Origin of the sequence: Streptomyces sp. Ag109_G2-15 (assembly GCF_900215565.1) — a bacterium.
Lineage (GTDB): Bacteria > Actinomycetota > Actinomycetes > Streptomycetales > Streptomycetaceae > Streptomyces > Streptomyces diastatochromogenes.
The window spans coordinates 6,277,543-6,301,148 of record NZ_OCNI01000001.1 but is presented as its reverse complement, the minus strand read 5'-3'; the positions used below and the strand labels follow the sequence as shown (position 1 = coordinate 6,301,148).

The following is a 23,606-nucleotide window of genomic DNA, read 5'->3' as shown; positions in this document are numbered from 1 at the left end:
GCCCCGCAGTCCCCCACACTCCTCAACCCTTACGAACCGACGGAGACAACCGTCCCGGCCCCCACGGTCCTGCCACCCTCACGAATGGCAAACCCGAGCCCAGGCTCCAACGGCACCTCCCGCCCCAGTTCCACACTCATCTCCACCGTCTCCCCGGGCCGCGCGACCACCACGTCCCCCAGGTCGATGTCCCCCACGACATCCGCCGTACGGATGTAGAACTGCGGCCGATACCCCGTGGACACCGGGGTCGTACGACCACCCTCGCGCCCGGACAGCACATACACCCGCGCGGTGAACCGACGACTCGGCGCCACACTGCCCGGCGCAGCCACCACGTGCCCCCGGCGCACCGCGTCCCGCTGGACTCCCCGCAGCAGCAGCGCCACGTTGTCCCCGGCCTGCGCCTCCTCCATCGGCTTGCCGAAGGTCTCGACGCCGGTCACGACGGTCTCGACCTCCGCCCCGAGCACCTCGACCCGATCACCGACCCGGACCGTGCCCCGCTCGACGGCGCCGGTGACCACCGTCCCGCGCCCGGTGATGGTGAGCACGTTCTCCACCGACAACAGGAACGGCGCGTCCAGATACCGCTCGGGCATCGGCACGTACGTGTCGACCGCGTCGAGCAGCGCCTCGATCGACGCCGTCCAGCGTGGGTCGCCCTCCAGCGCCTTCAGCCCGGAGACCCGTACGACGGGTACGGCGTCCCCCGGGTATCCCTGCGCGGTGAGCAGGTCGCGGACCTCCAGCTCGACGAGGTCGGTCAGCTCCTCGTCGCCCGCGTCGGCCTTGTTGAGGGCGACGACGATGTGGTCGACGCCCACCTGCCGGGCGAGCAGCACATGCTCGGCGGTCTGCGGCATGATCCCGTCGAGCGCGGAGACGACGAGGATCGCCCCGTCGAGCTGCGCGGCGCCGGTGACCATGTTCTTGACGTAGTCGGCGTGGCCCGGCATGTCGACATGGGCGTAGTGCCGGGTGTCGGTCTCGTACTCGACGTGCGCGATGTTGATGGTGATGCCGCGGGCGGCCTCCTCCGGGGCCCGGTCGATGCGGTCGAACGGGACGAAGGTGCCGGTGCCGCGCTCGGCCAGGACCTTGGTGATGGCGGCGGTCAGGGTGGTCTTGCCGTGGTCGACGTGGCCCATCGTGCCGATGTTCAGGTGCGGCTTGGTGCGCACGTATGCCGTTTTGGACATGGCTGTACCTCGAAGCCTCTCAGCCGTACGGAAATGCGGGACCCCGAGGACTGGCCGACCCTCCCCCTGCGGGGTCCGCCGGACAATCCGGAGAGGGTCAGCTTCGGGCGCCGTCGACAGCGGCCACGAGGATCGGGACGGCAGCCTTCGGGGCATCCGCGACGGCGGATGCTGCGAGGAGGAAGGCGTACCGGAACATGACGACGATCATCGCCGACGGTTTGTCCGGCGTCGAATGGTTTTTCGCGGTACGCGAGTTGGGGTACCCGGGGCGAGGACCCTCAGGACCCGGTGTTCTTCAGTGCCTCGCGCACCGTCAGCGGCGCGAACCGGCTCCGCTCGCGGGCCAGGAAGCCGCGTACGGCCTCGGGATCGGTCTTGGCGTACTCGCGCAGGCACCAGCCGATGGCTTTGCGGACGAAGAAGTCGGGGTGGCCGGACTGGAGCAGGCAGTAGGCGAACAGCCGGTCGGTGTCGGTGCGTTCCTTGTAGCGGAGCTGGTGCAGCAGGGCCGTACGGTCGAGCCAGAGGTTGTCGTCCGTGATCCAGGCGTCCATGTCGGCCGTGAGCCCGGGGTCGGCCGCGACCAGGGCGCCGACGACGTGCGCGGCGAGCAGGTCGACGGTGTCCCACCAGGAGACGGTGGTGATGAGGTGCCGGGCGACGGGCAGGAACGCGGAGGAACAGCGGGCCGCGTACCGGCGGAGGTAGTCCACGGCGAAGTAGTGGTACTCGCGCTCGGGCAGCCGCCAGCAGCGCAGGGCGATCGCGGTGCAGTCGGCCTCGGTCGGCCGGGGCGTGCCGGCCAGGACGGTGCGGGACAGGGCGCGCCGGTCCGGGGTGGGGATCCCGAGGAAGGGCGCCACGTCCTTCATGTACGCCCGCATCGGCGCGGCCCTGCCCGGATCGGCCGCGGCCGCGTACGTGGCGGTCAGCCGCTCCAGCACGGTGTCGGAGAGGGCGCTGGGCGGCACGTCCGGCGGGGCCGCACCTGTGACGGTCATGAGTCGAACGATACGGCGATCACCTGGCCACATGACGGGGCTGGATCAACAATTCGCGCGCGGCTAGGTTGTGACGGTGGGGACAACACTCCGACCCGCCGCGCGGGTCATCTGCCTGGACGCCGCCCACCGCGTACTCCTGCTGCGCTGGCGCGACTCCTTCGACGGGTCGTGGTTGTGGGAACCGCCCGGCGGTGGCATCGAACCCGGTGAGACACCGCTGGAGGCGGCACGGCGCGAACTGGCCGAGGAGACCGGCCTGGACCCGGCGGCGGTCATCGACCGGTCCGTGCCCGTCGAACGGGACGTGTGGTGGAACGGCAAGCGCTACACAGGCTCGGAGCAGTTCTTCCTGGCCCGTTTCGCCGAGGAACAGCCGACGCCGGTACGGACCGGCCTGCTCCCCGACGAACAGATCAACCTCGACACGCACGCCTGGATCCCCTGGCCGGACCTGACCTCACTCCCGGACCGCCTGGAGCCGCCCCAACTGCTCACCGTACTCGAGGCCCTGGTACCGGAGGGTCCCTGGCGGGCCTGAGGGCGGGACACACACTGGACCTCGACGGAGTGCGGTGGTCCGAAACGGTCCCTGCGCTCCGGGACGGTCATGAGACGGACCATACGGCGATCACATGTATGCGTCGGTTAGTGTCACCGGATGCTCGATGCCAACCGCTCTGGCACCGCCACGGCCCCTCCCCGGGCCGCCGCCACGGAGCCGGCCGTCCCCGCGGCCGTGTCCGTACCGCCCCTGCCCCGCACGGGGTTCGTCGCCCGCTGCACACGCGTGGTGCTGTCGCCGTACGCGCGGCTGTCCCTGCTGCTCGCCCTGCTCGCGGGCGCCGCGTCCTGCGTGCTGGCGTTCGAGCCGCAGCGGCTGCTGACGCACGGCTGGCCGCCGCAGCTCGGCGGGGCCGCGGCGGCCGTGGTGTTCGCGGTGGCGTACGGGCTGTGCACGGTGGCGTTCGTGCCGCGCCCCCTGCTGAACCTGGGGGCGGGCGCGCTGTTCGGCTCCCAGCTCGGGCTGACGACGGCGCTGGCGGGCACGGTGCTCGGCGCCGGGGTGGCCTTCGGGCTCGGCCGGGTGCTGGGGCAGGACGCGCTGCGCCCGCTGCTGCGGGGCCGCTGGCTGAAGGCGGCCGACGGGCAGCTGAGCCGGCACGGGTTCCGTTCGATGCTGGCGGCGCGGCTCTTCCCGGGCGTGCCGTTCTGGGCGGCGAACTACTGTGCCGCCGTCTCCCGGATGGGCTGGCTGTCGTTCCTGCTGGCCACGGCGCTCGGCTCGATCCCGAACACGGCCGCCTACGCGGTCGCCGGCGCCCGTGCCTCCGCGCCGACCTCGCCCGCGTTCCTGATCGCGATGGCCGGCATCGCCGTACCGGCGCTCGCGGGCACGGTGGTGGCCTGGCGCAAGCGCCACCACCTGCGCGGACACTGATCAGCCGGTGATCGGCCGGTGATCCGTCAGACGCCTTCCAGGATCATCGCGTTGGCGAGCCCGCCCGCCTCGCACATGGTCTGCAGGGCGTAGCGGGCGCCGCGCTCGCGCATCGCGTGGACCAGGGTGGTGGTCAGGCGGGTGCCGCTGGCGCCCAGCGGGTGGCCGAGGGCGATGGCGCCGCCGTTTACGTTGACCTTGGCCAGGTCGGCGCCGGTCTCCTGCTGCCAGGCGAGGACCACGCTGGAGAATGCCTCGTTGATCTCGACGAGGTCGATGTCGTCGAGGGTCAGCCCCGCTCGGCGCAGCACCTTCTCCGTCGCCGGGATGACGCCGGTGAGCATCAGCAGCGGATCGGAGCCGGTGACGGCGAAGCTGTGCAGGCGGGCGAGCGGGCGCAGGCCGAGGCGGGCCGCGGTCTCGCTGGAGGTGATCAGCACGGCCGAGGCGCCGTCGTTGATGGGGCTGGCGTTGCCCGCGGTGACGTTCCACTCGATCTGCGGGAAGCGCTCGGCGAAGGCGGGGTCGTAATAGGCGGGCTTGAGGCCGCCCAGGATCTCCGTGGTGCTGCCGGGCCGTACGCACTCGTCGCGGGCGACGCCGTCCAGCGGCGCGACCTCGGCGTCGAACAGGCCGGCCTGCCACGCGGCGGCGGCCTTGTGGTGCGAGGAGACCGCGAACTCGTCCATCCGCGCGCGCGTGAGGGACCACTTGGCGGCGATGAGTTCGGCGCTGATGCCCTGCGGGACCAGGCCCTCCGGGTAGCGCTCGGCCACGCCCGGTCCGAAGGGGTCCTTGCCGGCCGGCACGTTGGACCACATCGGCACCCGGCTCATCGACTCCACTCCGCAGGCGACGACGAAGTCGTAGGCGCCCGAGATGACGCCCTGCGCGGCGAAGTGCACGGCCTGCTGGGAGGAGCCGCACTGGCGGTCCACGGTGGTCGCCGGGACCGTCTCGGGGAGGCCGGCGGCGAGGACGGCGTACCGGGTGGTGTTCATGGCCTGCTCGCCGACCTGGTCGACGGTGCCGCCGATGACGTCGTCGATCAGCGCCGGGTCGACGCCCGAGCGCTCGACCAGGGTGCGCAGGGTGTGAGCGAGCAGTTGCACGGGGTGGACGTGGGCGAGGGAGCCGTTGGGCTTGCCCTTGCCGATGGGGGTGCGTACGGCTTCGACGATGACTGCGTCTCGCATGGTGTGGGCCTCCTGCGACGACCGGAGCGGCTACTGATGAGTAGGAAATCCAAACTCACCATAACTCCGTGAGTTGGAAAATCAAACCCTCCTCTACACTGAACCGCATGGCCGCCACGAAAGACCCGCGCCCCTGCTCCATCGCCGACGCCCTCGCCCTGGTCGGCGAGAAGTACTCGCTGCTCGTCCTGCGGGAGGTGTGCCTCGGCAACGGCCGCTTCGACCAGCTGGTGCGCAACATCGGCGCCCCGCGCGACATCCTGGCCACCCGGCTGCGCCGGCTCGTGGACGCGGGGATCCTCACCAAGCGCGCCTACAGCGAGCGCCCGCAGCGCTTCGAGTACCGGCCCACACCGGCCGGGCTGGAGCTGGAGCCGGTCCTGATGACCCTCAAGGAGTGGGGCGACCGCCACCTGCGCAAGGGAGCCGACCTCCCCATGGTCATCGAGCACAGCTGCGGCAACGAACTGGTCCCCCAGGTCACCTGCCAGGCCTGCGGCGAGCCCGTCCACCACGACGACCTGACGGCCCACCCACAGGCCCCGGGCTGGACGCTCACCGGCCCGACGGCCGCCTAGCCCCTGCCGGCTCCGGCGCCCACGACGCTCTCCGCGAGGCCGAACACCGTCTCGCACTCCGGGCACGTCACCCGGCCGAAGAGCCGGGCCACCCAGTCCGCCACCGCTACCTGCCCGGCATCGACGGCCAGCGCGTGCAGACGGGCGCCGGCGCCCGTCAGGTCCGCGGGGTGCGCGGGGTGCAGTTCGGCCTCGCAGTGGTCGACGTACTCGCCCACCTGAACGACGGTGAGGGCCTCGCAGTGCGGGCACTCAGCCTCGAACTCCTCCAGCAGCATCTCCAGTTCCCGCGACCAGAACGGCACGCCCTCGAACGCGAGCAGGAACTGCGTGTGGTACACGAACTTCGCCGGATCGCCCGTCGGGATCTCCGCCAGACGGGCGCGGGCCACCGGAAGCAACTCGGCGATCTGGTCTTCGTACCGGGGTCGCTCCGACGGCTCCGCCTCGGCCACGACGAAGCCGGCCAACGCGACCGCCTCGTCCCGGTCGCCGGCTGCGCGGCCCGTGGCGATGTCCGTGAGCAGCGGCAACGCGGCGAAACTCGCGCTGTACACGCTGCCCTGGTGACACAGGGCCGACCACAGTGCGTGCCAGACCTGCTCGTCCCCCGGTCCGCCGTCGAGCCGGGCGAACAGTCCGGGTATGTCGTCGGCCGGCCCGTAGGCGTGCGTGAGCTGCGACCAGTCGATCGTGAGGCGCGTCATGCGACGCATTGTGACCTGCCCCTACGACAACGCCTCCGACCGGTACACGTCCAACCGCCCGCACATCCCGAACTTCCCTTGCTCCGAAGGCTGTTCGGCGCGTACGACGGCGTCGGTGAGGTGGGAGACGTCGCCGCGTTCGAGGCGGTCCAGGTGGTCGCCGGTGGTCTCGGCGGCCGTCCGTGCCCCGCGCTGCCACCGCTCGCGCCACTCCGCCAGCCGAGGCCGTACGAGGGCCGCGGCGGCCCGGTGGAAGGCGGCCAGTGGCTCGGGGCCGGAGGCCTCGCACAGGGCGTGGTAGCCCTCCAGGGCGAGGTCGCGGCGGGCGCGGGCGATCCGCTCCCGTTCCTGCTCCGGTGCGTCGGCGGGGATCGTGGTCGCGGCGGCGTAGGTGTCCGGGTCGGTCAGGTACTCCGGTGGCAGGGTGAGCACCGCGTCGCCGGCCTCCGGCAGGCCGCTGTTCTGCATCAGGACGGTGATGCGCAGGTCGCCCTCGTTGACCAGCCGGTGGATGGTGCCCGGTGTGAACCAGGCGACCGTGCCCGCCGCCAGGGGTGTCACCTCGTACCCGGACGCCGTCAGCGTCTGGACGGCACCGGTCCCGCCCGTGACCACGTACCCCTCCGAACAGGCCAGGTGCAGATGGGGGGTTCCGCCGTGCAGACCGTCGGCGGCGGGCCAGTCGTAGACGCACAGGCGCGAGACGGCGACCCCGCCGGGCAGCCCGCCGTACCCGCTCACCACGGGTGCGCCTCCAGGTACTTGGCGATCTCCTCCCGCTCCCAGGCGCCGTCGGCCACGACGACGCGGTAGCGGCGGGTGAGGGTGTCGCCGGGGGCCAGCTCCAGCTCTTGGTGGAAGGCCCAGGACGGGGCGATGCCCGCGAAGGGGTCGTTGCGGACGAACCAGTGGGCGGGGTGGGTGCCCTGGGCGCCGGAATGATCGTTCTCCGGGGCGTGCGCGAAGACGACGGTGGCGTGGCCGTCGGTGCCGTCGTGCTCGCCGGACAGTGCCAGCCAGGGGCTCTGTGACCCCATCAGCTCCGGCCCCTCCCCCTCGGGGCCGATGATCCGGCCGTCCCGGAAGGCGCGCGGGCCGCGCCAGAACAGGCCCGTGTAGCCGGCCATCTCGCGACCGGCGGTGGTCGGACTGCCGAAGCGCAGCGGCTCCTCACGGCGGTTGGTCACCGCGGACGTCCAGGTCAGCGCCCAGGAGCCGCAGGCCGGGTCGACGTCGTGCACCTCGATGCGGCGGGCCTCCTCGGCCCACAGCTCGCCGCTGTGCGGGTGCCAGGTCAGCCGCTCGGCGATGACGGCCCGGTCCTCGTCGGCGGCGACCTCGTCGAAGCCGGCGTGCGCCATCGAGCCGACCCGCTCGGGGAGTTCGAGATAGCCCTTTCCGTGGACGTATGTGTTGCCGCCCCACAGGTTCGCCCCGGACAGGTGCGAGGCCGTCAGGGACAGCCCCTTGTGCCAGCGGTGGTCGTTGGGCCGGTAGTCGGTGACGACGTCGCCCGCCAGGGTCCGGACCGGGTGGAGGTACGGCTTCGGCGCCTCCCAGGCCGCCTCCGGGCGGTAGACGTAGGCGAACAGCTCGACGCCGGTGAGCCGTTCGGTCACCGTGATCCGGTCGCCGCGCGCGTGGACGAGGCGCAGCCCGCCGCTCATGCCGGGACCTCCTCGGCCGCCGCGGGAGCCCAGCCGGGGGCGTCGCCGTGCAGGGCCGTGTAGTACGGGTCGCCGGGCCCGATCTCGCCCGCCCGTACGGTCGTGTCGGTGAACGCCGACTTGTACAGCGCGGTGATCAGCTCCAGGCTGGTGCGCCCGTCCGCCCCGCTGCTGCGCGGCCGCTCGCCCGCGCGCATGCTGGCGATCAGCTCCCGCAGCTGGGCGAGGTGCGAGCTGGGCACGTCGGGCCCGAAGTCCCGCCAGGCGGCGACCTGTTCGGACGGCACGTCCGGGGCCGGGGTGATGCGCCAGTTGTCGTTGGCGTGCCCGTAGAGGTGGGTGAGTTCGACGGTGGCGCGTTCGCAGTCGATACGGATGCGGCTGACCTCGTCGGGGCTCAGCACGCTGTTGACGACGGTCGCCAGCGCCCCGTTCTCGAAGCGGACGAGTGCGGTGGAGACGTCCTCGGTCTCCACGTCGTGCACGAGCCGGCCGGCCATGGCCCGCACCTCGCTCCACGGCCCGAGCAGGTCCAGCAGCAGATCCATCTGATGGATGCCGTGCCCCATGGCCGGGCCGCCGCCCTCGGTGTGCCAGCGGCCCCGCCAGGGCACGGCGTAGTAGGCGGTGTCCCGGTACCAGGTGGTCTGACAGTGGGCCACCAGCGGGCGCCCCATCGCCCGCTCGGCGAGGAGGTGCCGCACATGCTCGGATCCGGAGCCGAAGCGGTGCTGGAAGACGATCGACGCGTACGGCCCGCCGTCGGTGCCCTCCTCCGCCTCGATCGCGTCGAAGTCGGCGAGCGAGGGCACCGGGGGCTTCTCGCACCACACCCAGGCCCCGGCGCGCAGTGCGGCGACCGTCTGTGCGCGGTGCAGCGTGGGCGGGGTGCCGATGGTGACCAGGTCGGGCCGCTGTTCGGCGAGCATCCGGTCCAGGTCGGTGTAGGCGTGCGGGATGCCCGCCTCGGCGCAGAACGCCTCCACGGCGTCCTTGTCGATGTCGACGGCGGCCACGACCTCCGTCTCGCCCTCCTCGGCGAGTCGGGCGAGCGCGGGCAGATGGGATCCGCGCCCGATGGCGCCGGCGCCGATGACGGCCGCCCGGATGCGCCGGCCGGCGAAGGGGGATGTCGAGCGGGACATGGGCGGGTTCAGCACTCCTCCGGGGACGGCGGCGGCGCGGTGCGGCGGGTGCAGCAAGCGCTTTCTCCTGCGCTGCAACGTAAGCGGAGGCGCCGGGGCCGGTCAACACCCGGCGCGACCTGGGGGCCTCCGTGTCCGGCCGCGCACCAGGGGGCAGGCGGCGAACCCCTGTTCCCGGGCGGTCTCCAGAGCCAGATACGCTGCTCTCGTCACATGATCACCACGCATCCCCATCGCCACGTACCCCATCAGCGCTTGGACGTCGTACCTTCATGTCTTGGTTTGAATCCCTCGTCCTCGGACTCGTCCAGGGGCTGACCGAGTTCCTGCCCGTCTCCTCCAGCGCGCATCTGCGGCTGACCGCGGCCTTCTCGGGCTGGAAGGACCCCGGGGCGGCCTTCACCGCGATCACCCAGATCGGTACGGAGGCGGCGGTCCTGATCTACTTCCGCAAGGACATCGGACGGATCATCTCGGCCTGGTTCCGGTCACTGTTCGACAAGACGATGCGGCGGGACCACGACGCACAGATGGGCTGGCTGGTGATCGTCGGCTCGATCCCGATCGGCGTGCTCGGCGTGACGCTCAAGGACCAGATCGAGGGGCCGTTCCGTGATCTGCGGATCACCGCGACGATGCTCATCGTCGTCGGCGTGGTGATCGGCATCGCCGACCGCCTGGCGGCCCGTGACGAGACCGGTGGGCGGCACCGCGCGCCCAAGCAGCGCAAGACGCTGGAGAACCTCGGCGTCAAGGACGGTCTGATCTTCGGCCTGTGCCAGGCCTGCGCCCTCATCCCCGGTGTCTCCCGCTCCGGAGCGACCATCAGCGGTGGCCTGTTCATGGGCTACAAGCGCGAGGCGGCGGCCCGTTACTCCTTCCTGCTGGCCATCCCGGCGGTGCTGGCGTCCGGTCTGTTCGAGGTGAAGGACTCGGTGGGCAGCGGCGATGTCGACTGGGGCCCGACCCTGTTCGCGACGGTGATCGCGTTCGCGTCGGGATACGCGGTGATCGCCTGGTTCATGAAGTGGATCTCCAACAAGAGCTTCATGCCGTTCGTCTGGTACCGCGTCGCCCTCGGCATCGTCATCATCGCGCTGGTGACGGCGGGCGCCCTGAGCCCCCACGCGGCGGAATCGGCGAGCTGACGGCGCCGGCGCCCCGCCCCCGCTGTCGTTTCGGACATCTCCCGCGCGCCGGCCGGGGCGGACCTGGACGTGCCCTCTCCCACCTGCCCGCGGACTCCGCCGAAGCGGCCGTGGCCTGCGGATTCGGTGGAGGCCCGGGGGCGAACGGGCGTATGCGGACCGGCACTTCACCGTCAGCCGTGACTTCTTCCGCCCGGCCTCCGGGTGGGGCATATGCCTTCTGGGCTGGCGCGACCGAGAACGCGGACGCGGTGGGCGGTGACCAACCCCATACGTTCTGCGTAGCCGCGCGGTAGCGCAGTGTCAGTGCTTGCCCCTAGGCTTGCCCGCATGTCCCCCGATTCCCTGCCCCCTGGTTCCGTGCGGTCTGCTGCCGAGGTCAACGAGCAGATCCGGGCGCTGTGGCTGCGTGCGGGCGGCACCCTGTCGGCCCAGGAGCGCGCGGAGTACGAGCTGTTGGTGGTCGAGTGGGCGGAGGCCATCCGCGGAGAGATCATCGAGGCGGCCTGAGCGCCACTCGCTCCCGCAGCTTCGGGCACGCGGCCGTGTCGTTCCTCATCACCCCGGTGACCGTCCTCTAGGCTCGCGCCGCCACACCAGTTGCGATCTTCACGGAGGGCAGGACGGCGAGGATCAATCGCGAGCGTCTCGTCAGAACGCTGACGTTCTGGCTGCGTCCCGCCTTCGCGTTGCGGGTCATCAACCGGTTTCAGAAGATCGTCGGCTTCGACCGCTCGATGGCCCTGGCCTCCAGCGCTCTCACCGCGCTGGTTCCGCTCGCCATCCTCAGCAGCGCCGTCCTCAGCAACGTCGTCCACTACGACTCCGCGCAGCGGATCATCCAGCGCTACCACCTCACCGGGGCAGGCGCCGAGGCGGTCGACTCCCTCTTCTCCCCGGCCGCGGGCACCAGCACGAGCGGGGGCGTCTTCGGGCTGGTGTTCCTGACGATCTCGGCGCTGAGCTTCGCGCGAGCCTCGCAGCGACTCTTCGAGCAGACCTGGGAACTGAAGCCCCTCAGCGTGCGCAACACACGCTACGGCCTGTGGTGGATCCTGACCCTCGGCGGCTACGCGGTGATCACCGGGTGGCTCTCCGCCGTCGTCGACGGGCACGGGCTGGGTCTGACGACCGCGCTGTGCGAGGCACCGGTGACGGCGGTGTTCCTCGTCTGGAGCGGCTGGATCCTGTCGGCGAAGCGGATCACGTGGTCCGACCTGATCCCCTTCGGCGTCACCGCAGCCGTTCTGACGGTGGCCTACTCCGTGGGCGCAGCCCTCTACCTGCCGCACCTCTTCAACTCCTACGCCGCACGCTACGGGGTGGTCGGTGCCGTCTTCGCGATGCTCTCGGCCCTCTTCGCCGCCATGCTCATGCTCGTCGCATCGGCCGCACTGGGGCGAGAGGTAAGCGACGAGCTGAGCCGGATCCGCCGGGGCCACCGTCCCTCCGACCACGAGGTCCGCCGGCAGTGGGACAGCGTGGTCGAGCAGACACGGTCACGGTGGCGCACGGCACGGGAACAGGTCGCTCATCGCCGGGCCAAGGGCGCGGACCACTGACGGCCAGGGCCGGCCGACACCGGCCGGCGAACTCGACGGCTACGCCCGCAGATGCGCGAGCAGTTCGTCGGCCACGGGGTACGCCCGCTCCTCCGGCAGCAGCTCCGCCGCCCGGTCGAGGTCGCCGGCCCGTACCAGCGCGTGGATCTCCGCAGCCAGCGGCGTCACGTCCTCGATGCCGGCGATCCACTCGTCGGCATAACGCGCGGCCGCCTCACCCGCGAGGCCGAGCTGCAGCGAGCGGTGCGGCAGCGGGTTGAGGTGCAGGTCCCGCTCCGGGTCCCACTGGACGCGGGCCGGGGACTGCCTCAACTCCCTTTTCCAGGCGGCCTGGTTCTCGTGCAGGCCCGACACGTAGTGCGACAGACAGGAGTGCCGCAGGGCCCACTCGAAGCCGTCGCGGGCGATCTCGACGGCGAGCACCGTCTCCTGCCCCTCCTTGGTGCCCCAACCGCAGCGGTACATCATCCACAGGAAGGACGGCTTGATCCAGGTCATCCGGTCCCGCTTCCAGGAGGCCGGAAAGCGGCCGGTGCGTGCCGCCGGGGCGCCTATCTCCGGGCGGTAGGCCTGGTAGACGGTGACCGTGGAGTCCGTGTGCCGGGCCCGGATGCGGAACTTGGGCTCGGATTCGACTGATTGATCGTTCACAGGGACAGGTTCGGCTGCCGGCGGCGCCCCGCACCACCGAATATCGCCGACGTCGGCCTTGGACACGCGTCGTGCACAGAATCTGCGGGCCGCGACGCCGGCCCGGCGAGCAGGGAGGGGCACCATGAGTGGACATCGCGGTCACCGCGAGACCCTTGAAGCGATCGCGCGCAATCCTGCGGCGCCGGCCGAGGTACTGACCCGGCTGCTGTCCGAGGAGGCCATCGCGGCCTGGGACACGATCGCCATGCGTGCTCTGCCGGACGAGGTGGTCGACGCCATCGTCAGGCATCCCGACCGCAGGCTGCGGATCGCGTTCGCTGACAACGCCGCGGTGACGGCGGAACAACGCGCCCGGCTCGTGGACGATCCCGAACCACGCGTCCGCCATGCTCTGGCCGTCGGACCCGAAGGGTTCCGCGTCCCCGCGCAGCCACTGCCCCTGACCACTCAGGAGCGCCTGCTCACCGATCCGGGACTGCCGGTCCGCCGAAGCGCAGCCTTCGGCCGCCACGCGGCTCCGAGCCTGGTCGCCGGGCTCGCCGACCACCGGGACGCGGACCTTCGGCAGGCCGCCTGCCGCCAGTGGACCTTGCTTTCCGAGGACACCCGAGACCGTCTGCTCCGCGACGCCGACGACAACGTACGTCAGGCGGCCATGCTGGAGGCTTGCCGACGTCACCATCAGGCCGTCCGACCGGCACTGTCCCGTCGAATGGGTCCGCCTCTGCGCCGATCCCGACGTCTTGCGCCGATGCGCCCGGTCGGCCCACACCCTGCTGCGGCGCAGCGCCGCCTACAGCCCGCATCTGCCCGCCGACGCCGTCGACCTGCTCTCGAAGGACGACGACTACGCCGTACGCCTCCTGCTGTGCGACCCGGATCCACAGAAACGATGGCTGGTGGGGCTCGACCCCGAGGCGCCCGTCGACGCGGTGGTCCGGCTGCTCGCCGACCCCGACGATCGTGTACGTGCCATGGCAGCCGAGCACCCCGCGCTGCCAGTCGATCTCATCCTCCGAAGCAGCGGGAATCCGGAGCTCTCCACCCACGCCCTCGGCAACCCGAGCCTTCCCACGCAAGTCATGCACCAGTACCTGGATGACGCGGGCATCCCTCGCTGAGACAGGCGTACACAGGTTCGGGCGGCCTAATAGTCCGGCACGCCTCTTGGCACCTGCCGCCCCATGTCCAACACTGTCCCGATGACGCAGCGCGTAGAGCTCGCTACCGTGATGGACCGGCTGGCCGTGGACGAGCTGGTCACCGAGTACGCCGCGGCGGTGGACGACGGTGACTGGACGGCGTACCGAGGGCTGTTCACGCCGGACGGGCGGGCCGACTACCGTTCCGCCGGCGGTATCGAGGGCGAGGCCGGCCGGGTGGCCGGGTGGCTCGCCGAGAGTCTGGACCTGTTCGCGATGCGGCAGCATCTGATCGTCAACCGGCGGCTGCGGTTCGGGATCCTGGAGCACGACACCGGGGACACCGCGCGGGTGCGCGCCGACTACCTCAACCCGATGCGCTTCGCGGGCGACGGCGGCTCCGGCGCGCCGGACCTGGTGTGCGGCGGCCGGTACGACTTCGGGTTGCTGCGCACGCGGGACGGCTGGCGGCTGCGCGAGGTCGTCGTGCACGAGAAGTGGCGCCGCATGCCCGAGCGCAGCCCGGCGGCCGTGCCCGAGTGAGCCGCTGAGCCGCCCCTGTGCCCTCTGTCGGAGATCGCTTCCCGCGCGCACACTGGAGGCAGCCCAGGTAGGGAGACTCCGTATGAGGACGATCGACCGCTGGCCGACCTCCCCCTGGCGGCGCTCCGTCGTCGCCGCTCTCGCCGGTGCTCTGCCCGTGTTCGCGTTTCCGGTGCCCTCGCTGTGGTGGTTCGCGTACATCGCCCTGGTCCCCTGGATCCTGCTGGTGCGCTCGGCGCCGACCGGGCGGCGGGCGGCGTACGACGGCTGGTGGGGCGGCTTCGGTTTCATGCTGGCCGTGCACCACTGGCTGTTGCCGAGCCTGCATGTGTTCCTCTTCCTGATAGCCGGGCTGCTGAGTCTGCTGTGGGCACCCTGGGGCTGGCTGGTCCGCAGGTTCCTGGGCGGGGTCCCGTCGCCGGGGCGGGGCGCGGCCGCGCTGCTGGTGCTGCCGTCGGCCTGGCTGGCGGTGGAACTGGTCCGCTCCTGGCAGGGCCTCGGCGGGCCCTGGGGCATGCTCGGCTCCAGCCAGTGGCAGGTGGCCCCGGCGCTGCGGCTGGCCTCGGTGGGCGGGGTGTGGCTGCTCAGCTTCCTGGTGGTGGCCGTCAATGTCGCGGTCGCCATGCTGGTGGCCGTGCGCGAGTTCCGGATACCCGCCCTCGCCTCGCTCGTCGCCACGGCCGCCGCCACCTCGGCGGCCTGGGTGTGGTCACCCCGCCCGGACATCGACGGGCGCGTCCGGATCGCCGTCGTACAGCCCGGCGTCATGGACGGCGGCGACCGGCGCTTCGACCACGAGGAGCAGTTGACCCGGCGGCTGGTCGGACAGCACGTCGACCTGATCGTCTGGGGCGAGAGCAGCGTCGGCTTCGACCTGGGCCGCCGGCCCGACCTGGCGCGGCGGATCGCGGCGCTGTCCCGGCAGACCGGTGCGGACATCCTGGTCAACGTGGACGCACGCCGCTCGGACCGGCCCGGCATCTACAAGAGCTCGGTCCTCATCGGCCCCGACGGCCCGACCGGCGCCCGGTACGACAAGATGCGTCTCGTTCCCTTCGGGGAGTACATCCCGGCCCGCTCACTGCTCGGCTGGGCCACCTCCGTCGGCAAGGCGGCGGGCGAGGACCGGCGGCGCGGCACCGAGCAGGTCGTGATGGACGTCGGGCACGGGCTGCGCATCGGCCCGATGATCTGCTTCGAGACCGCGTTCCCGGACATGAGCCGGCATCTCGCCGAGGACGGTGCCGACGTCCTCCTCGGCCAGTCCGCGACCTCGACCTTCCAGCACAGCTGGGCTCCGGAGCAGCACGCCTCGCTGGCCGCGCTGCGCGCCGCCGAGACCGGCCGCCCGATGGTGCACGCCACGCTGACCGGCGTCTCCGCCGTCTACGGCCCGAGCGGGCAGCGCCTCGGACCGTGGCTCGGCACCGGCGCGAGCACCGCGCGTGTGTACGACGTACCGCTCGCGCACGGCGTCACGCCGTACGTCCGCTACGGCGACTGGCCGGTGCACGGCGCGCTGCTGGTGCTGGCCGCGCTGTGCGGCACCGAGGGCGTACGGGCTTTCAGGCAGCGCCGGACGGGTCGAGAACCGCTCGTACGACCCGCTCGCACAGCTCATGGGTCGCCAGTGCGTCACGGGCGCTGAGCAGCTTGCCCGCGCGCACTGCCTCCAGGAAGGCGAGCACCGCCTGCTCGATGCCGCGCTGCCGGGCCACCGGCACCCAGTCGCCGCGCCGGCGCACTGTCGGCTGTCCCTTGTGGTCGACGACCTCGGCGAGGTTGAGCACCTGGCGCTTGGTGTCCTGCCCGGAGACCTCCAGGATCTCCTCGGCCGAGCCGCTGAGCCGGTTCATCACGCCCAGCGCGGTGAAGCCGTCCCCGGCGAGCTGGAGCACGACGTGGTGGAGCAGTCCGGCCTCGGTGCGGGCGCGGACGGTGACGTCGTCGACCGGGCCCGGCACCAGGAACCGCAGGGTGTCGACGACGTGGATGAAGTCGTCCAGGATCATCGAGCGCGGTTCCTCGGGCAGCCCGATCCGGTTCTTCTGCATGAGGATCAGCTCGCGCGGGTGGTCCTGGCACTGCGCGTACGCGGGGGCGTAGCGCCGGTTGAAGCCGACGAAGAGCGAGACCCCGCGCTGCTCGGCGAGGGCCACCAGCCGTTCGGAGCCGGCGAGTTCGTAGGCGAGCGGCTTGTCCACGTACGTGGGTACGCCCGCTTCGAGCAGCCGGGTGACGATCTCCGGGTGGGCGACGGTGGGCGCGTGCACGAAGGCCGCGTCGAGCCCCGCCTCCAGCAGGGAGTCGAGGGTCGTGTGCCGCCGGTCCTCGGGCAGGTGGAGCGAGTCCGCGACCCGGGTGAGGGTGGCGGGTGTGCGGGTCTGCAGGTGGAGGTCGACCCCGGGCTGGGTGCTCAGCACCGGCAGGTACGCCTTCTGCGCGATGTCCCCGAGACCGATGCAGCCGACCTTCACGTGCGCTCCCCTACCGCCTGTCCGCGTGTGCCTGCTCGGAAGCATACGGGGGCCGCCAGTCGGCGATGCCGTCGAAGCTCCGCAGGAACAGCGCGGGACCGGCCTTCGACAGGGCGGCGATCGCGGTGTCGCGTACGGCGACGACGGCCCGGCTGCGGGCCATGTTGAGGCGGGCGACCTGGACGGCCCGGCGGGCGATCTCGCTCGTACGCGGGAGGCGGGCGGCTGTGTAGGCGGCCAGGTCGGCGCTGATGGGGGTCCCCTCGCTCGAGCGAAGCCGAGAGTGGGGGAGGGCGAGGACGATCGCGTCCTCGATCGCCTGGTTGCCGCCCTGGCCGAGCGTCGGCGGCATGGCGTGGGCGGCGTCGCCGAGGAGGCAGGTCCGGCCCCGGTGGTAGGCGGGCAGGGGCCGGGCGATGTGGTGGACGTCGTGGCGCAGGACGTCCTCGGGCCGGGCGGCGGCGATGACGGCGGGGATCGGGTCGTGCCAGTCCCCGAACCGGCGCACCAGTTCGGCCTTCTCGTCGTCGGGAGCCCGCTCCCCGGCGGGGGTCATGGCGGCCGCGTAGGCGTAGACCCGGCCGTCCTTGAGCGGGTGGGTGCCCCAGATGCGGCCCCGGCCCCAGGTCTCGTGCGAGGCGAACTCGGCGCCGGGCACCGGGATCAGCACCCGCCAGGTGGTGAACCCGGCGTACACCGGTCCCGGGTGGGCGGGGAACAGCGCGCTGCGGACGCGGGAGTTGATGCCGTCCGCGCCGACCACCAGGTCGGCCTCCAACTCCTCGCCGCCGGCGCTCACCCGGGCCGGGCGGGTCGCGTCCCCCGGGTCGGCGAGGGTCGCGGTCGTCGCCGTGCGGACGGTGCCGGGCGGGAGCAGGGCGGCGAGGCGGGCGACGAGGGTGGTGCGGGGCAGCAGGACCAGCGGGCCGCCGAAGCGGGCGGCGGCGGCCTCGGCGCTGGAGCGGGACAGCCACCGGCCGCCCGGGGTGCGCAGGCCTCCGTCGCCCTGCCAGTTGGCCAGGTCGCGGATCTCGTCGCCGATACCGATGGCGTCCAGGGCACGCAGGGCGTTCGGGGCGAGTGAGATGGCCGCCCCCACCGGCTCCAGCGAGCGGGCCCGCTCCAGCACGGTGACCTCCCAGCCCCGCCGGTGCAGGGCCGCGGCCGCGGTCAGGCCTCCGATTCCGCCGCCGATGACGATCGCGCGGACCGGCTGTGCCATGGCTCCTCCTGACGACTACAGCTGTAGTGAGTGCGACTGTACTACAGCCGTAGTGAGACGGGTAGGGTCGGATCATGTCCGTACGCACCCCGAGCGCGTCCCGCGCCGATCTCGTGGCCGACACCGCCCTCGCCCTGCTCGCCGAGCGCGGGATGCGCGGGCTGACGCACCGGGCGGTGGACGAGGCGGCCGGGCTGCCGCAGGGCTCGACCTCGAACGTGGCACGCACCCGGCAGGCGCTGCTGGAACTCGCGGTACGGCGGCACGCCGAGCGGGAGGCGCGGGTGCTCGCGCTGGAGGAGATGCCGGACCCGCGGGGCGGGCTCGACGCGCTGGCCGAGGGACTGGCGCTGGCGGTGCACCGCTCCCTGACCGGGGGCCGCGAGCTGCTGATCGCCCGCTACGAGCTGGCCCTGGAGGCCACCCGCCGCCCCGAGTTGCGCGCCTTCTACGACGCGACCGGCGCCGTCTTCAAGGAGCAGCTGGCGGCGATGCTCACCGCCGTGGGCTCGACCGACCCGGCCCGGCACGTACTGTCGCTGGTCGCCTGGGCGGACGGGCTGATGTTCTCGTGCGCGGCCGGTTCCTTCAGTGCCGAGGTGCCGAGCCTGGAGGAGGTGCGCAAGGGACTGCGGGAGCTGCTGGCCGGGATGCTGGGCACTGAAAACCCGCTGGTGGTATCCCGCCCGGTGTTGCGAGGATGCGGGCATGACGACGGAACGCCAGGAGCCCGCCCAGAACGCCGGTGAACGCGCCATGCTGGAGGGCTGGTTGGACTACCACCGCCAGACCCTGGCCTGGAAGTGCGAGGGCCTGACCGACGCACAGCTGCGGACCGCGTCCGTACCGCCCTCGGAGCTGTCCCTCATGGGCCTGGTGCGGCACATGGCCGAGGTGGAGCGGGGCTGGTTCCGCAAGGTCCTGGTGGGCGACGACCCCGGCCCGATCTACTACACCGAGGAGGACCGGGACGGCGAGTTCCACCTCACCGAGGCGGACACCTGGGAGGAGGCGCACGGCACCTGGCAGGCGGAGATCGACACGGCCCGGCGCAACGCGGCCGGCTTCGCGCTCGACGACCTCTCCCGGGGAAAGAGCCGGTTCACCGAGGAGCCGTTCAGCCTCCGGTGGATCTACACGCACATGATCGAGGAGTACGCCCGGCACAACGGCCACGCCGACCTCGTCCGCGAGCGGATCGACGGCGCCACCGGCGACTGACGTCACCCTGGGCACTCGGAAACCCTTCGTAAGGGGCACGAGATCACCCGTGCGGGGGCATCAACGTCCGGTAAGCGGTGCCAAGCCGGGGGCCGACCCACCAGAGTTGCCCGGGTGCATCGAACGACGACCACCGCAGCGCTCCTGGTCACCGTGGCCGTCTCGGCCCTCTCCGGCTGTGTGACCGTACCGAGCCCGGCGCCACCCGGGCCCCCGCCGGACACCTCGCCCTCGCAGCCGACGGCGCCCCGGCCGGACGGCAGTGCCGAGCCGCGGGTGGTGCAGGCACCGGCGCGGGAGGCACTGGCGATGGTCGGCCCGTCCAAGCACCCCCACCACGCCCATCCGTCCGCCGCCCCACACCGGGCGCCGGCGGCACCGCCGGTCACCAACCGCCCACCGGCCCCGCCCGCACACCCCCAGCCGCACCCCCACCCGGACCACCCCCGCAAGCCGCGCGTCGACCTCCCGGACGTGGCACAGCCGGTCCCGAAGGCCCCGGACGTGTGTGCCCTGGGAAAGGAGTACGGCGGCTGGCGCGGGGACAGCCCCGAGGCGGTGATCTGCGAGCAGACGTACGGCCATTGAGCAGGCCGTAGGGAGGTGCAGCCGCTAAGGGGTGGGCCGCTGTCGCGGTGGTCTCCAGGAGTCGCCGTCCGGGGAGTCGTCGTCCCCCAGGCGCAGCTCCAGGCGGCTGATCTCCGCGCGTACGCCGTCGCCGTAGCCGTCGTCGGTCAGGGAGCCGGCGGCACGGCGGGCCCGGCGCAGATGGCTGCGGGCGGCCTCGGCGCGGCCCAGCTTGACGTAGTCGGCGGCCAGGTTGAGGTGGAGCGAGGGGAAGAAGGCGCGGACGCTCAGCGGGTCACCGGCGCCCCGGCCGTCCGCCAGCTCCTCGGCCGCCGACAACGCCCTGAGGTCCCAGGCCAGTTCGTCGGACGGGTCGTCCTGGGTGTCGGCCAGGTAGTGGGCCAGGGTGCAGCGGTGCAGCGGGGCGCCGTGCTCGCCGACCTCCGCCCACAGCTGGAGGAAGCGGTGCCGGGCCTCCTCGCGGTCGCCGCCGTGATGCAGCATCACGACCTGCCCGATCCGCGTCAGCACGGCATCCGGCGCCGCCTGCTCCTGTCGCTCCGCCACGGTGCCCTCCGGGCCGTCGTCGGTGTGTCCGCTCCCGACGCTAACCGGCGCCGCGAGGATTGCTGGTCAGGCGGCGCCGGTGCACTGTGGACCGGTGGTCGGCCGCGGGGGCGTGGCTGGTCGCGCCCCCGCGGCGGAGCCGCGCAGGGATGCGGCCCCGCGTCCGTCGGGGAACCGCGCGGCCGCAGGCTGAGTCGTACCGCGGCCGCGGGCAGTCGTGCCCCACGCACCCGTCAGCCCAGATTCGGGACCCGCCAATCGATCGCCTCGTGGCCCTGCGCGGCGATCGCCTCGTTGATCTGCGTGAACGGGCGGGAGCCGAAGAACTTCTTCGCGGACAGCGGCGAGGGGTGCGCGCCCTTGACCACCACGTGCCGGCTCTCGTCGATCAGCGGGAGCTTCTTCTGCGCGTAGTTGCCCCACAGCACGAAGACCGCCGGGTCGGGCCGGGAGGCGACCGCGCGGATGACGGCGTCGGTGAACTTCTCCCAGCCCTTGCCCTTGTGCGAGTTGGCCTCGCCGGCCCGGACGGTGAGCACCGCGTTGAGCAGCAGCACGCCCTGCTCGGCCCACGGCATCAGATAGCCGTTGTCGGGGACGGGCAGGCCCAGCTCCTCGTGCATCTCCTTGTAGATGTTCCGGAGGGAGGGCGGGGTCTTCACTCCAGGGCGGACGGAGAAGCACAGGCCATGGCCCTGGCCCTCGCCGTGGTACGGGTCCTGGCCGAGGACGAGGACCTTGACCTTCTCGTACGGCGTCGCCGCCAGCGCGGCGAAGACCTCCTCACGCGGCGGGTAGACGGGGCCGTTCGCCCGCTCCTCCTCGACGAACTCGGTCAGCTCCTTGAAGTAGGGCTGCTGCAGCTCGTCGCCCAGAACCCCGCGCCAGGACTCGGGCAGCATGGCGGTGTCGGTCACGTCAACGTCCTCACGATGTGCGGTCACTTGCAGATCTCAGAACCTACAGGCGACCACTGACAGCCGGTGCCGCACGGCGGAATCACCAGCTGGTCTTGCGGTGCAGCTCCCACATCATCATGATCGTCGACGGGTCGAGAGCCTGCTCGCCGCCCGAGATGTCGTCGTTGGCCGCCACGAACTGCCTCCCCTGCCACAGCGGGAGCAGCCGGGCGTCGTTCTCCATGATCTGCTGGGCTGCCTCCAGGTCCTTCACCACCTTGGCGCGGTCGCTCTGGGCGCGCGAGCGGGGCAGCAGCACCGAGGTGATCTGCTTGGAGTCGTAGGGCGTACCGAGGGCGTTCTTCTCGCCGACGAACGGCGCGATGAAGTTGTCCGCGTCGGGGAAGTCCGGGAACCAGCCACGGCCGAACACCGGGTACTCGCCCTTCTGGTAGCCGACCACATAGGTCTTCCAGGGGCGGCTCTTGAGGGTGATCGTGAACAGGCCGGAGTCCTCCAGCTGCCGCTTGAGCTCCTGGAACATCAGGGCCGTCTCGGAGCCGTAGCGGTCGGTGGTGTACCAGAGGGTGAGCGGGACGCGCTGGGTGATGCCCGCGTCCAGGAGGATCTTGCGGGCCTTGGAGACGCTGGGCTCGCCGAAGTCGTCGAAGAAGTCCGTGGAGTGGCCGGTGAGGCCCTTGGGGACCATGGAGTACAGCGGGTCCACGGTGTCCTTGTAGACCTTGTGCGCGATGGCGCCCCGGTCGACGGCCTGGGCGATGGCCCTGCGGACGGCGGGCTGCTTGGCCCACGGGTCCTTGGGGTTGAACACCAGGTAGCTGATGTCGGTGCCGGTGCCGTCCACCAGCTGCAGGTCGGTGTCGCCGTGCCGCTGCAGGGCGATGATGTCGTCGGCGGCCAGACCGCGGTAGGTGACGTCGATCTGCTTGTCGCGCAGCGCCTTGACCATGCTGGCCGAGTCCTGGAAGTAGCGGATGGTCACCGCGTCGTTCTGCCGCTTGGCGAAGCCGTCGTAGTGGTCGTTGCGGACCAGGACGGCCTTCTCGCCCTCCTCGTAGGACTGCAGCTGGTACGGCCCGGAGCCGTAGACCTGGGTGTCCTTGCGCAGGGAGTTCGCGGGGTAGTCGTCGGGGTCGACGATGGACATGGCCGGGGTGGCCAGCACGAACGGGAAGGTGGCGTCGGGCTGGTTGAGGTGGAAGACCACCTCGCGGTCGCCGACCGCGTCCACCGAGTCCAGGCTGCCGAGCAGGCCGGCGGGTCCGCCGGGGGCGTTGATGGTGCGGATGCGGTCGATGGAGTGCTGGACGGCCTTGGCGTCCAGCGGGTCGCCGTCGGCGAACTTCATGCCCGCGCGCAGCTTGCAGCGGTAGGTGCGGCTGCCGGAGTCGGTGAAGGAACAGCTCTCGGCGGCGTCGGGCTGGGGGGTCGTGGCACCGTTCGGGTAGGCGAGAAGCGTCTGGAAGATGTTCCGGTACAGCTCCCAGGAACCGTCCCAGGCACCGGCCGGGTCCAGCGTGCTGGGGGCGCTGGTGGTACCCACGACGATGGGTCCCTTGCTGCCGGGATCGCCGTCGGACAGCAGGCTGCAGCCTGCCACCAGGGATATGGACGCGATCGCCGCGACTCTCCGCAGGAATCGGTTCCGGTTGAACACGCGCACGCTCCTCGATCTGCCATACCAAGGGTCGGCAGACCATACCGCAGCGTCCGGGCCTCTGAACCACCCCCGGGGCGGGCGTTCTTGATCGATTGTGCTATGACGACGTTGTCATCGCGCTGTGCGGACCGTGTGAAGCGTTTCGGGCGCCGTTCCGCTGGGAAACGGCGCCCGAACGAGACGAGTCGGCGGAGCCGGTCAGGCGCCCACGCCGGCGTTGAGGAAGATGCCGCCGTCCACGACGAGCGTCTGGCCGGTGACCCAGTCGGACTGCGCGGAGGTGAGGAACGCGGCCGCCCCGCCGATGTCGGAGGGCACGCCGAGCCGGCCGAGCGGGTAGGCGGCGGCCGCCTCCGCCTCCCGGCCCTCGTACAGGGCCTGGGCGAACTTGGTCTTCACGACGGCCGGGGCGATCGCGTTGACCCGTACCCTGGGCGCGAACTCGTGCGCGAGCTGCTGGGTCAGGTTGATCATCGCGGCCTTGCTGACGCCGTAGGCGCCGATGAACGGCGAGGGTGCGAGGCCCGCGATCGAGGCGATGTTGACGATCGCGCCGCCGTTGTCCTTCTGCCAGGCGTGCCAGGTCTTCTGGGCGAAGCCGAGCGCCGAGATCACGTTGGTCTCGAACACCTTGCGGGCGACGTCCAGGTCGAGGTCGGCGATCGGGCCGAAGACCGGGTTGGTGCCCGCGTTGTTGACCAGGAAGTCGACGCGGCCGAAGGCCTCCATGGTGCGCTCGACGGCCTCGGCCTGGTGGGCGAGGTCGTGGGCCTTGCCGGCGACGGCGATGACCCGCTCGGCGCCGAGCTGCTCGACGGCCTCCTTCAGGGCGTCCTCGTTGCGGCCGGTGATGCACACGCGGTCACCGCGGGCGATCAGCGCCTCGGCGACGCCGTAGCCGATGCCGCGGCTCGCGCCGGTGACGAGCGCGACCTTGCCGGAAAGCTCCGGGAGTTCAGTCATGTCCGTGTTCCCCAATATCC

At 71.8% G+C, this 23,606-nt stretch carries 26 protein-coding genes; 12 read left to right on the top strand and 14 right to left on the bottom strand.

The window, feature by feature from the left end; genetic code table 11:
* Positions 1-29 precede the first annotated feature (29 nt).
* A complete protein-coding gene (tuf, locus tag CRP49_RS28505) occupies positions 30-1,202 on the bottom strand; it encodes an elongation factor Tu (protein ID WP_097255927.1) in 1,173 nt (390 codons plus the stop codon).
* Positions 1,203-1,483: 281 nt separating this feature from the next.
* On the bottom strand, positions 1,484-2,206 hold the full coding sequence (locus CRP49_RS28500; protein ID WP_097255926.1) for a DNA alkylation repair protein: 723 nt from the start codon (positions 2,204-2,206) through the stop codon (positions 1,484-1,486).
* Positions 2,207-2,282: 76 nt separating this feature from the next.
* On the opposite strand from CRP49_RS28500, the gene CRP49_RS28495 reads away from it, so the two are divergent.
* On the top strand, positions 2,283-2,747 hold the full coding sequence (locus CRP49_RS28495; RefSeq protein WP_097257576.1) for an NUDIX hydrolase: 465 nt from the start codon (positions 2,283-2,285) through the stop codon (positions 2,745-2,747).
* Positions 2,748-2,867: 120 nt separating this feature from the next.
* On the top strand, positions 2,868-3,647 hold the full coding sequence (locus CRP49_RS28490) for a TVP38/TMEM64 family protein (RefSeq protein WP_097255925.1): 780 nt from the start codon (positions 2,868-2,870) through the stop codon (positions 3,645-3,647).
* A gap of 26 nt (positions 3,648-3,673) precedes the next feature.
* Here CRP49_RS28490 and CRP49_RS28485 read toward each other — a convergent pair whose 3' ends face one another.
* Positions 3,674-4,843 (bottom strand): thiolase family protein, encoded by a 1,170-nt coding sequence (locus CRP49_RS28485; RefSeq protein ID WP_097255924.1) that lies wholly within the window; start codon positions 4,841-4,843, stop codon positions 3,674-3,676.
* A 107-nt stretch (positions 4,844-4,950) separates the two neighbouring features.
* Between CRP49_RS28485 and CRP49_RS28480 the strand changes: the two genes are divergently transcribed.
* Positions 4,951-5,421, top strand: coding sequence for a helix-turn-helix domain-containing protein (locus tag CRP49_RS28480; RefSeq protein ID WP_097255923.1), 471 nt, complete (start codon positions 4,951-4,953; stop codon positions 5,419-5,421).
* Here the strand turns inward: CRP49_RS28480 and CRP49_RS28475 are convergent.
* Genes CRP49_RS28475 through CRP49_RS28460 form a run of 4 tightly spaced genes read right to left on the bottom strand, consistent with a single transcriptional unit; the run spans position 5,418 to position 8,940 of the window.
* The gene (locus CRP49_RS28475; protein WP_097255922.1) at positions 5,418-6,128 is read right to left on the bottom strand and encodes a hypothetical protein; all 711 of its coding nucleotides are present in this window, start codon (positions 6,126-6,128) and stop codon (positions 5,418-5,420) included. The genes CRP49_RS28480 and CRP49_RS28475 overlap by 4 nt on opposite strands.
* A gap of 21 nt (positions 6,129-6,149) precedes the next feature.
* Positions 6,150-6,872: a cupin domain-containing protein gene (locus CRP49_RS28470; RefSeq protein WP_097255921.1), complete on the bottom strand. Its 723-nt coding sequence runs from the start codon at positions 6,870-6,872 to the stop codon at positions 6,150-6,152.
* Positions 6,866-7,795 (bottom strand): PmoA family protein, encoded by a 930-nt coding sequence (locus tag CRP49_RS28465; protein ID WP_097255920.1) that lies wholly within the window; start codon positions 7,793-7,795, stop codon positions 6,866-6,868. Before CRP49_RS28465 ends, CRP49_RS28470 begins: the two co-directional genes overlap by 7 nt.
* Positions 7,792-8,940 (bottom strand): Gfo/Idh/MocA family protein, encoded by a 1,149-nt coding sequence (locus CRP49_RS28460; RefSeq protein ID WP_097257575.1) that lies wholly within the window; start codon positions 8,938-8,940, stop codon positions 7,792-7,794. The genes CRP49_RS28465 and CRP49_RS28460 overlap by 4 nt, the downstream gene beginning before the upstream one ends.
* Positions 8,941-9,212: 272 nt before the next feature.
* Here CRP49_RS28460 and CRP49_RS28455 point away from each other — a divergent pair, with 272 nt between their 5' ends.
* The 3 genes from CRP49_RS28455 (at position 9,213) to CRP49_RS28445 (ending at position 11,650) form a co-directional block, all read left to right on the top strand.
* Positions 9,213-10,088, top strand: coding sequence for an undecaprenyl-diphosphate phosphatase (locus tag CRP49_RS28455; protein ID WP_097255919.1), 876 nt, complete (start codon positions 9,213-9,215; stop codon positions 10,086-10,088).
* Between the two features lie 330 nt (positions 10,089-10,418).
* The gene (locus tag CRP49_RS28450) at positions 10,419-10,598 is read left to right on the top strand and encodes a hypothetical protein (RefSeq protein ID WP_094219654.1); all 180 of its coding nucleotides are present in this window, start codon (positions 10,419-10,421) and stop codon (positions 10,596-10,598) included.
* Positions 10,599-10,777: 179 nt separating this feature from the next.
* On the top strand, positions 10,778-11,650 hold the full coding sequence (locus CRP49_RS28445; protein ID WP_257033505.1) for a YihY/virulence factor BrkB family protein: 873 nt from the start codon (positions 10,778-10,780) through the stop codon (positions 11,648-11,650).
* A gap of 39 nt (positions 11,651-11,689) precedes the next feature.
* Here the strand turns inward: CRP49_RS28445 and CRP49_RS28440 are convergent, their stop codons facing one another.
* The gene (locus tag CRP49_RS28440) at positions 11,690-12,301 is read right to left on the bottom strand and encodes a DUF4291 domain-containing protein (RefSeq protein ID WP_097255918.1); all 612 of its coding nucleotides are present in this window, start codon (positions 12,299-12,301) and stop codon (positions 11,690-11,692) included.
* Between the two features lie 746 nt (positions 12,302-13,047).
* Between CRP49_RS28440 and CRP49_RS48070 the strand changes: the two genes are divergently transcribed.
* The 3 genes from CRP49_RS48070 to lnt all read left to right on the top strand — a co-directional run bounded on the left by CRP49_RS48070 (position 13,048) and on the right by lnt (position 15,637).
* Positions 13,048-13,425 carry a HEAT repeat domain-containing protein gene (locus tag CRP49_RS48070; protein ID WP_257033504.1) on the top strand — a complete coding sequence of 126 codons (378 nt, stop codon included), beginning with the start codon at positions 13,048-13,050 and terminating at the stop codon, positions 13,423-13,425.
* Positions 13,426-13,506: 81 nt separating this feature from the next.
* Positions 13,507-13,989, top strand: coding sequence for a nuclear transport factor 2 family protein (locus tag CRP49_RS28430; protein ID WP_094219564.1), 483 nt, complete (start codon positions 13,507-13,509; stop codon positions 13,987-13,989).
* Between the two features lie 82 nt (positions 13,990-14,071).
* Positions 14,072-15,637 (top strand): apolipoprotein N-acyltransferase, encoded by a 1,566-nt coding sequence (gene lnt, locus CRP49_RS28425; RefSeq protein WP_097255917.1) that lies wholly within the window; start codon positions 14,072-14,074, stop codon positions 15,635-15,637.
* Here the strand turns inward: lnt and CRP49_RS28420 are convergent.
* Positions 15,555-16,466: a Gfo/Idh/MocA family protein gene (locus tag CRP49_RS28420; protein ID WP_097255916.1), complete on the bottom strand. Its 912-nt coding sequence runs from the start codon at positions 16,464-16,466 to the stop codon at positions 15,555-15,557. The genes lnt and CRP49_RS28420 overlap by 83 nt on opposite strands.
* A gap of 10 nt (positions 16,467-16,476) precedes the next feature.
* Positions 16,477-17,688, bottom strand: a complete 1,212-nt coding sequence (locus CRP49_RS28415; RefSeq protein ID WP_097255915.1) for an FAD-dependent monooxygenase — start codon at positions 17,686-17,688, stop codon at positions 16,477-16,479.
* A 74-nt stretch (positions 17,689-17,762) separates the two neighbouring features.
* On the opposite strand from CRP49_RS28415, the gene CRP49_RS28410 reads away from it, so the two are divergent.
* The 3 genes from CRP49_RS28410 to CRP49_RS28400 all read left to right on the top strand — a co-directional run bounded on the left by CRP49_RS28410 (position 17,763) and on the right by CRP49_RS28400 (position 19,497).
* Positions 17,763-18,437 (top strand): TetR/AcrR family transcriptional regulator, encoded by a 675-nt coding sequence (locus CRP49_RS28410; protein WP_179851774.1) that lies wholly within the window; start codon positions 17,763-17,765, stop codon positions 18,435-18,437.
* Positions 18,397-18,909, top strand: coding sequence for a DinB family protein (locus tag CRP49_RS28405; RefSeq protein WP_097255914.1), 513 nt, complete (start codon positions 18,397-18,399; stop codon positions 18,907-18,909). Before CRP49_RS28410 ends, CRP49_RS28405 begins: the two co-directional genes overlap by 41 nt.
* A 114-nt stretch (positions 18,910-19,023) precedes the next feature.
* Positions 19,024-19,497 carry a hypothetical protein gene (locus CRP49_RS28400; protein WP_097255913.1) on the top strand — a complete coding sequence of 158 codons (474 nt, stop codon included), beginning with the start codon at positions 19,024-19,026 and terminating at the stop codon, positions 19,495-19,497.
* 24 nt (positions 19,498-19,521) lie between these two features.
* On the opposite strand, the gene CRP49_RS28395 is transcribed toward CRP49_RS28400, so the two are convergent.
* The 4 genes from CRP49_RS28395 to CRP49_RS28380 form a co-directional block, all read right to left on the bottom strand.
* Positions 19,522-20,043: a tetratricopeptide repeat protein gene (locus tag CRP49_RS28395; protein ID WP_097255912.1), complete on the bottom strand. Its 522-nt coding sequence runs from the start codon at positions 20,041-20,043 to the stop codon at positions 19,522-19,524.
* 233 nt (positions 20,044-20,276) lie between these two features.
* Positions 20,277-20,960, bottom strand: coding sequence for a uracil-DNA glycosylase (ung, locus tag CRP49_RS28390; protein WP_097255911.1), 684 nt, complete (start codon positions 20,958-20,960; stop codon positions 20,277-20,279).
* 82 nt (positions 20,961-21,042) lie between these two features.
* A complete protein-coding gene (locus tag CRP49_RS28385) occupies positions 21,043-22,620 on the bottom strand; it encodes an ABC transporter substrate-binding protein (RefSeq protein WP_097255910.1) in 1,578 nt (525 codons plus the stop codon).
* Between the two features lie 201 nt (positions 22,621-22,821).
* Positions 22,822-23,586: an SDR family oxidoreductase gene (locus tag CRP49_RS28380; protein WP_094219554.1), complete on the bottom strand. Its 765-nt coding sequence runs from the start codon at positions 23,584-23,586 to the stop codon at positions 22,822-22,824.
* Between the last annotated feature and the right edge of the window lie 20 nt (positions 23,587-23,606).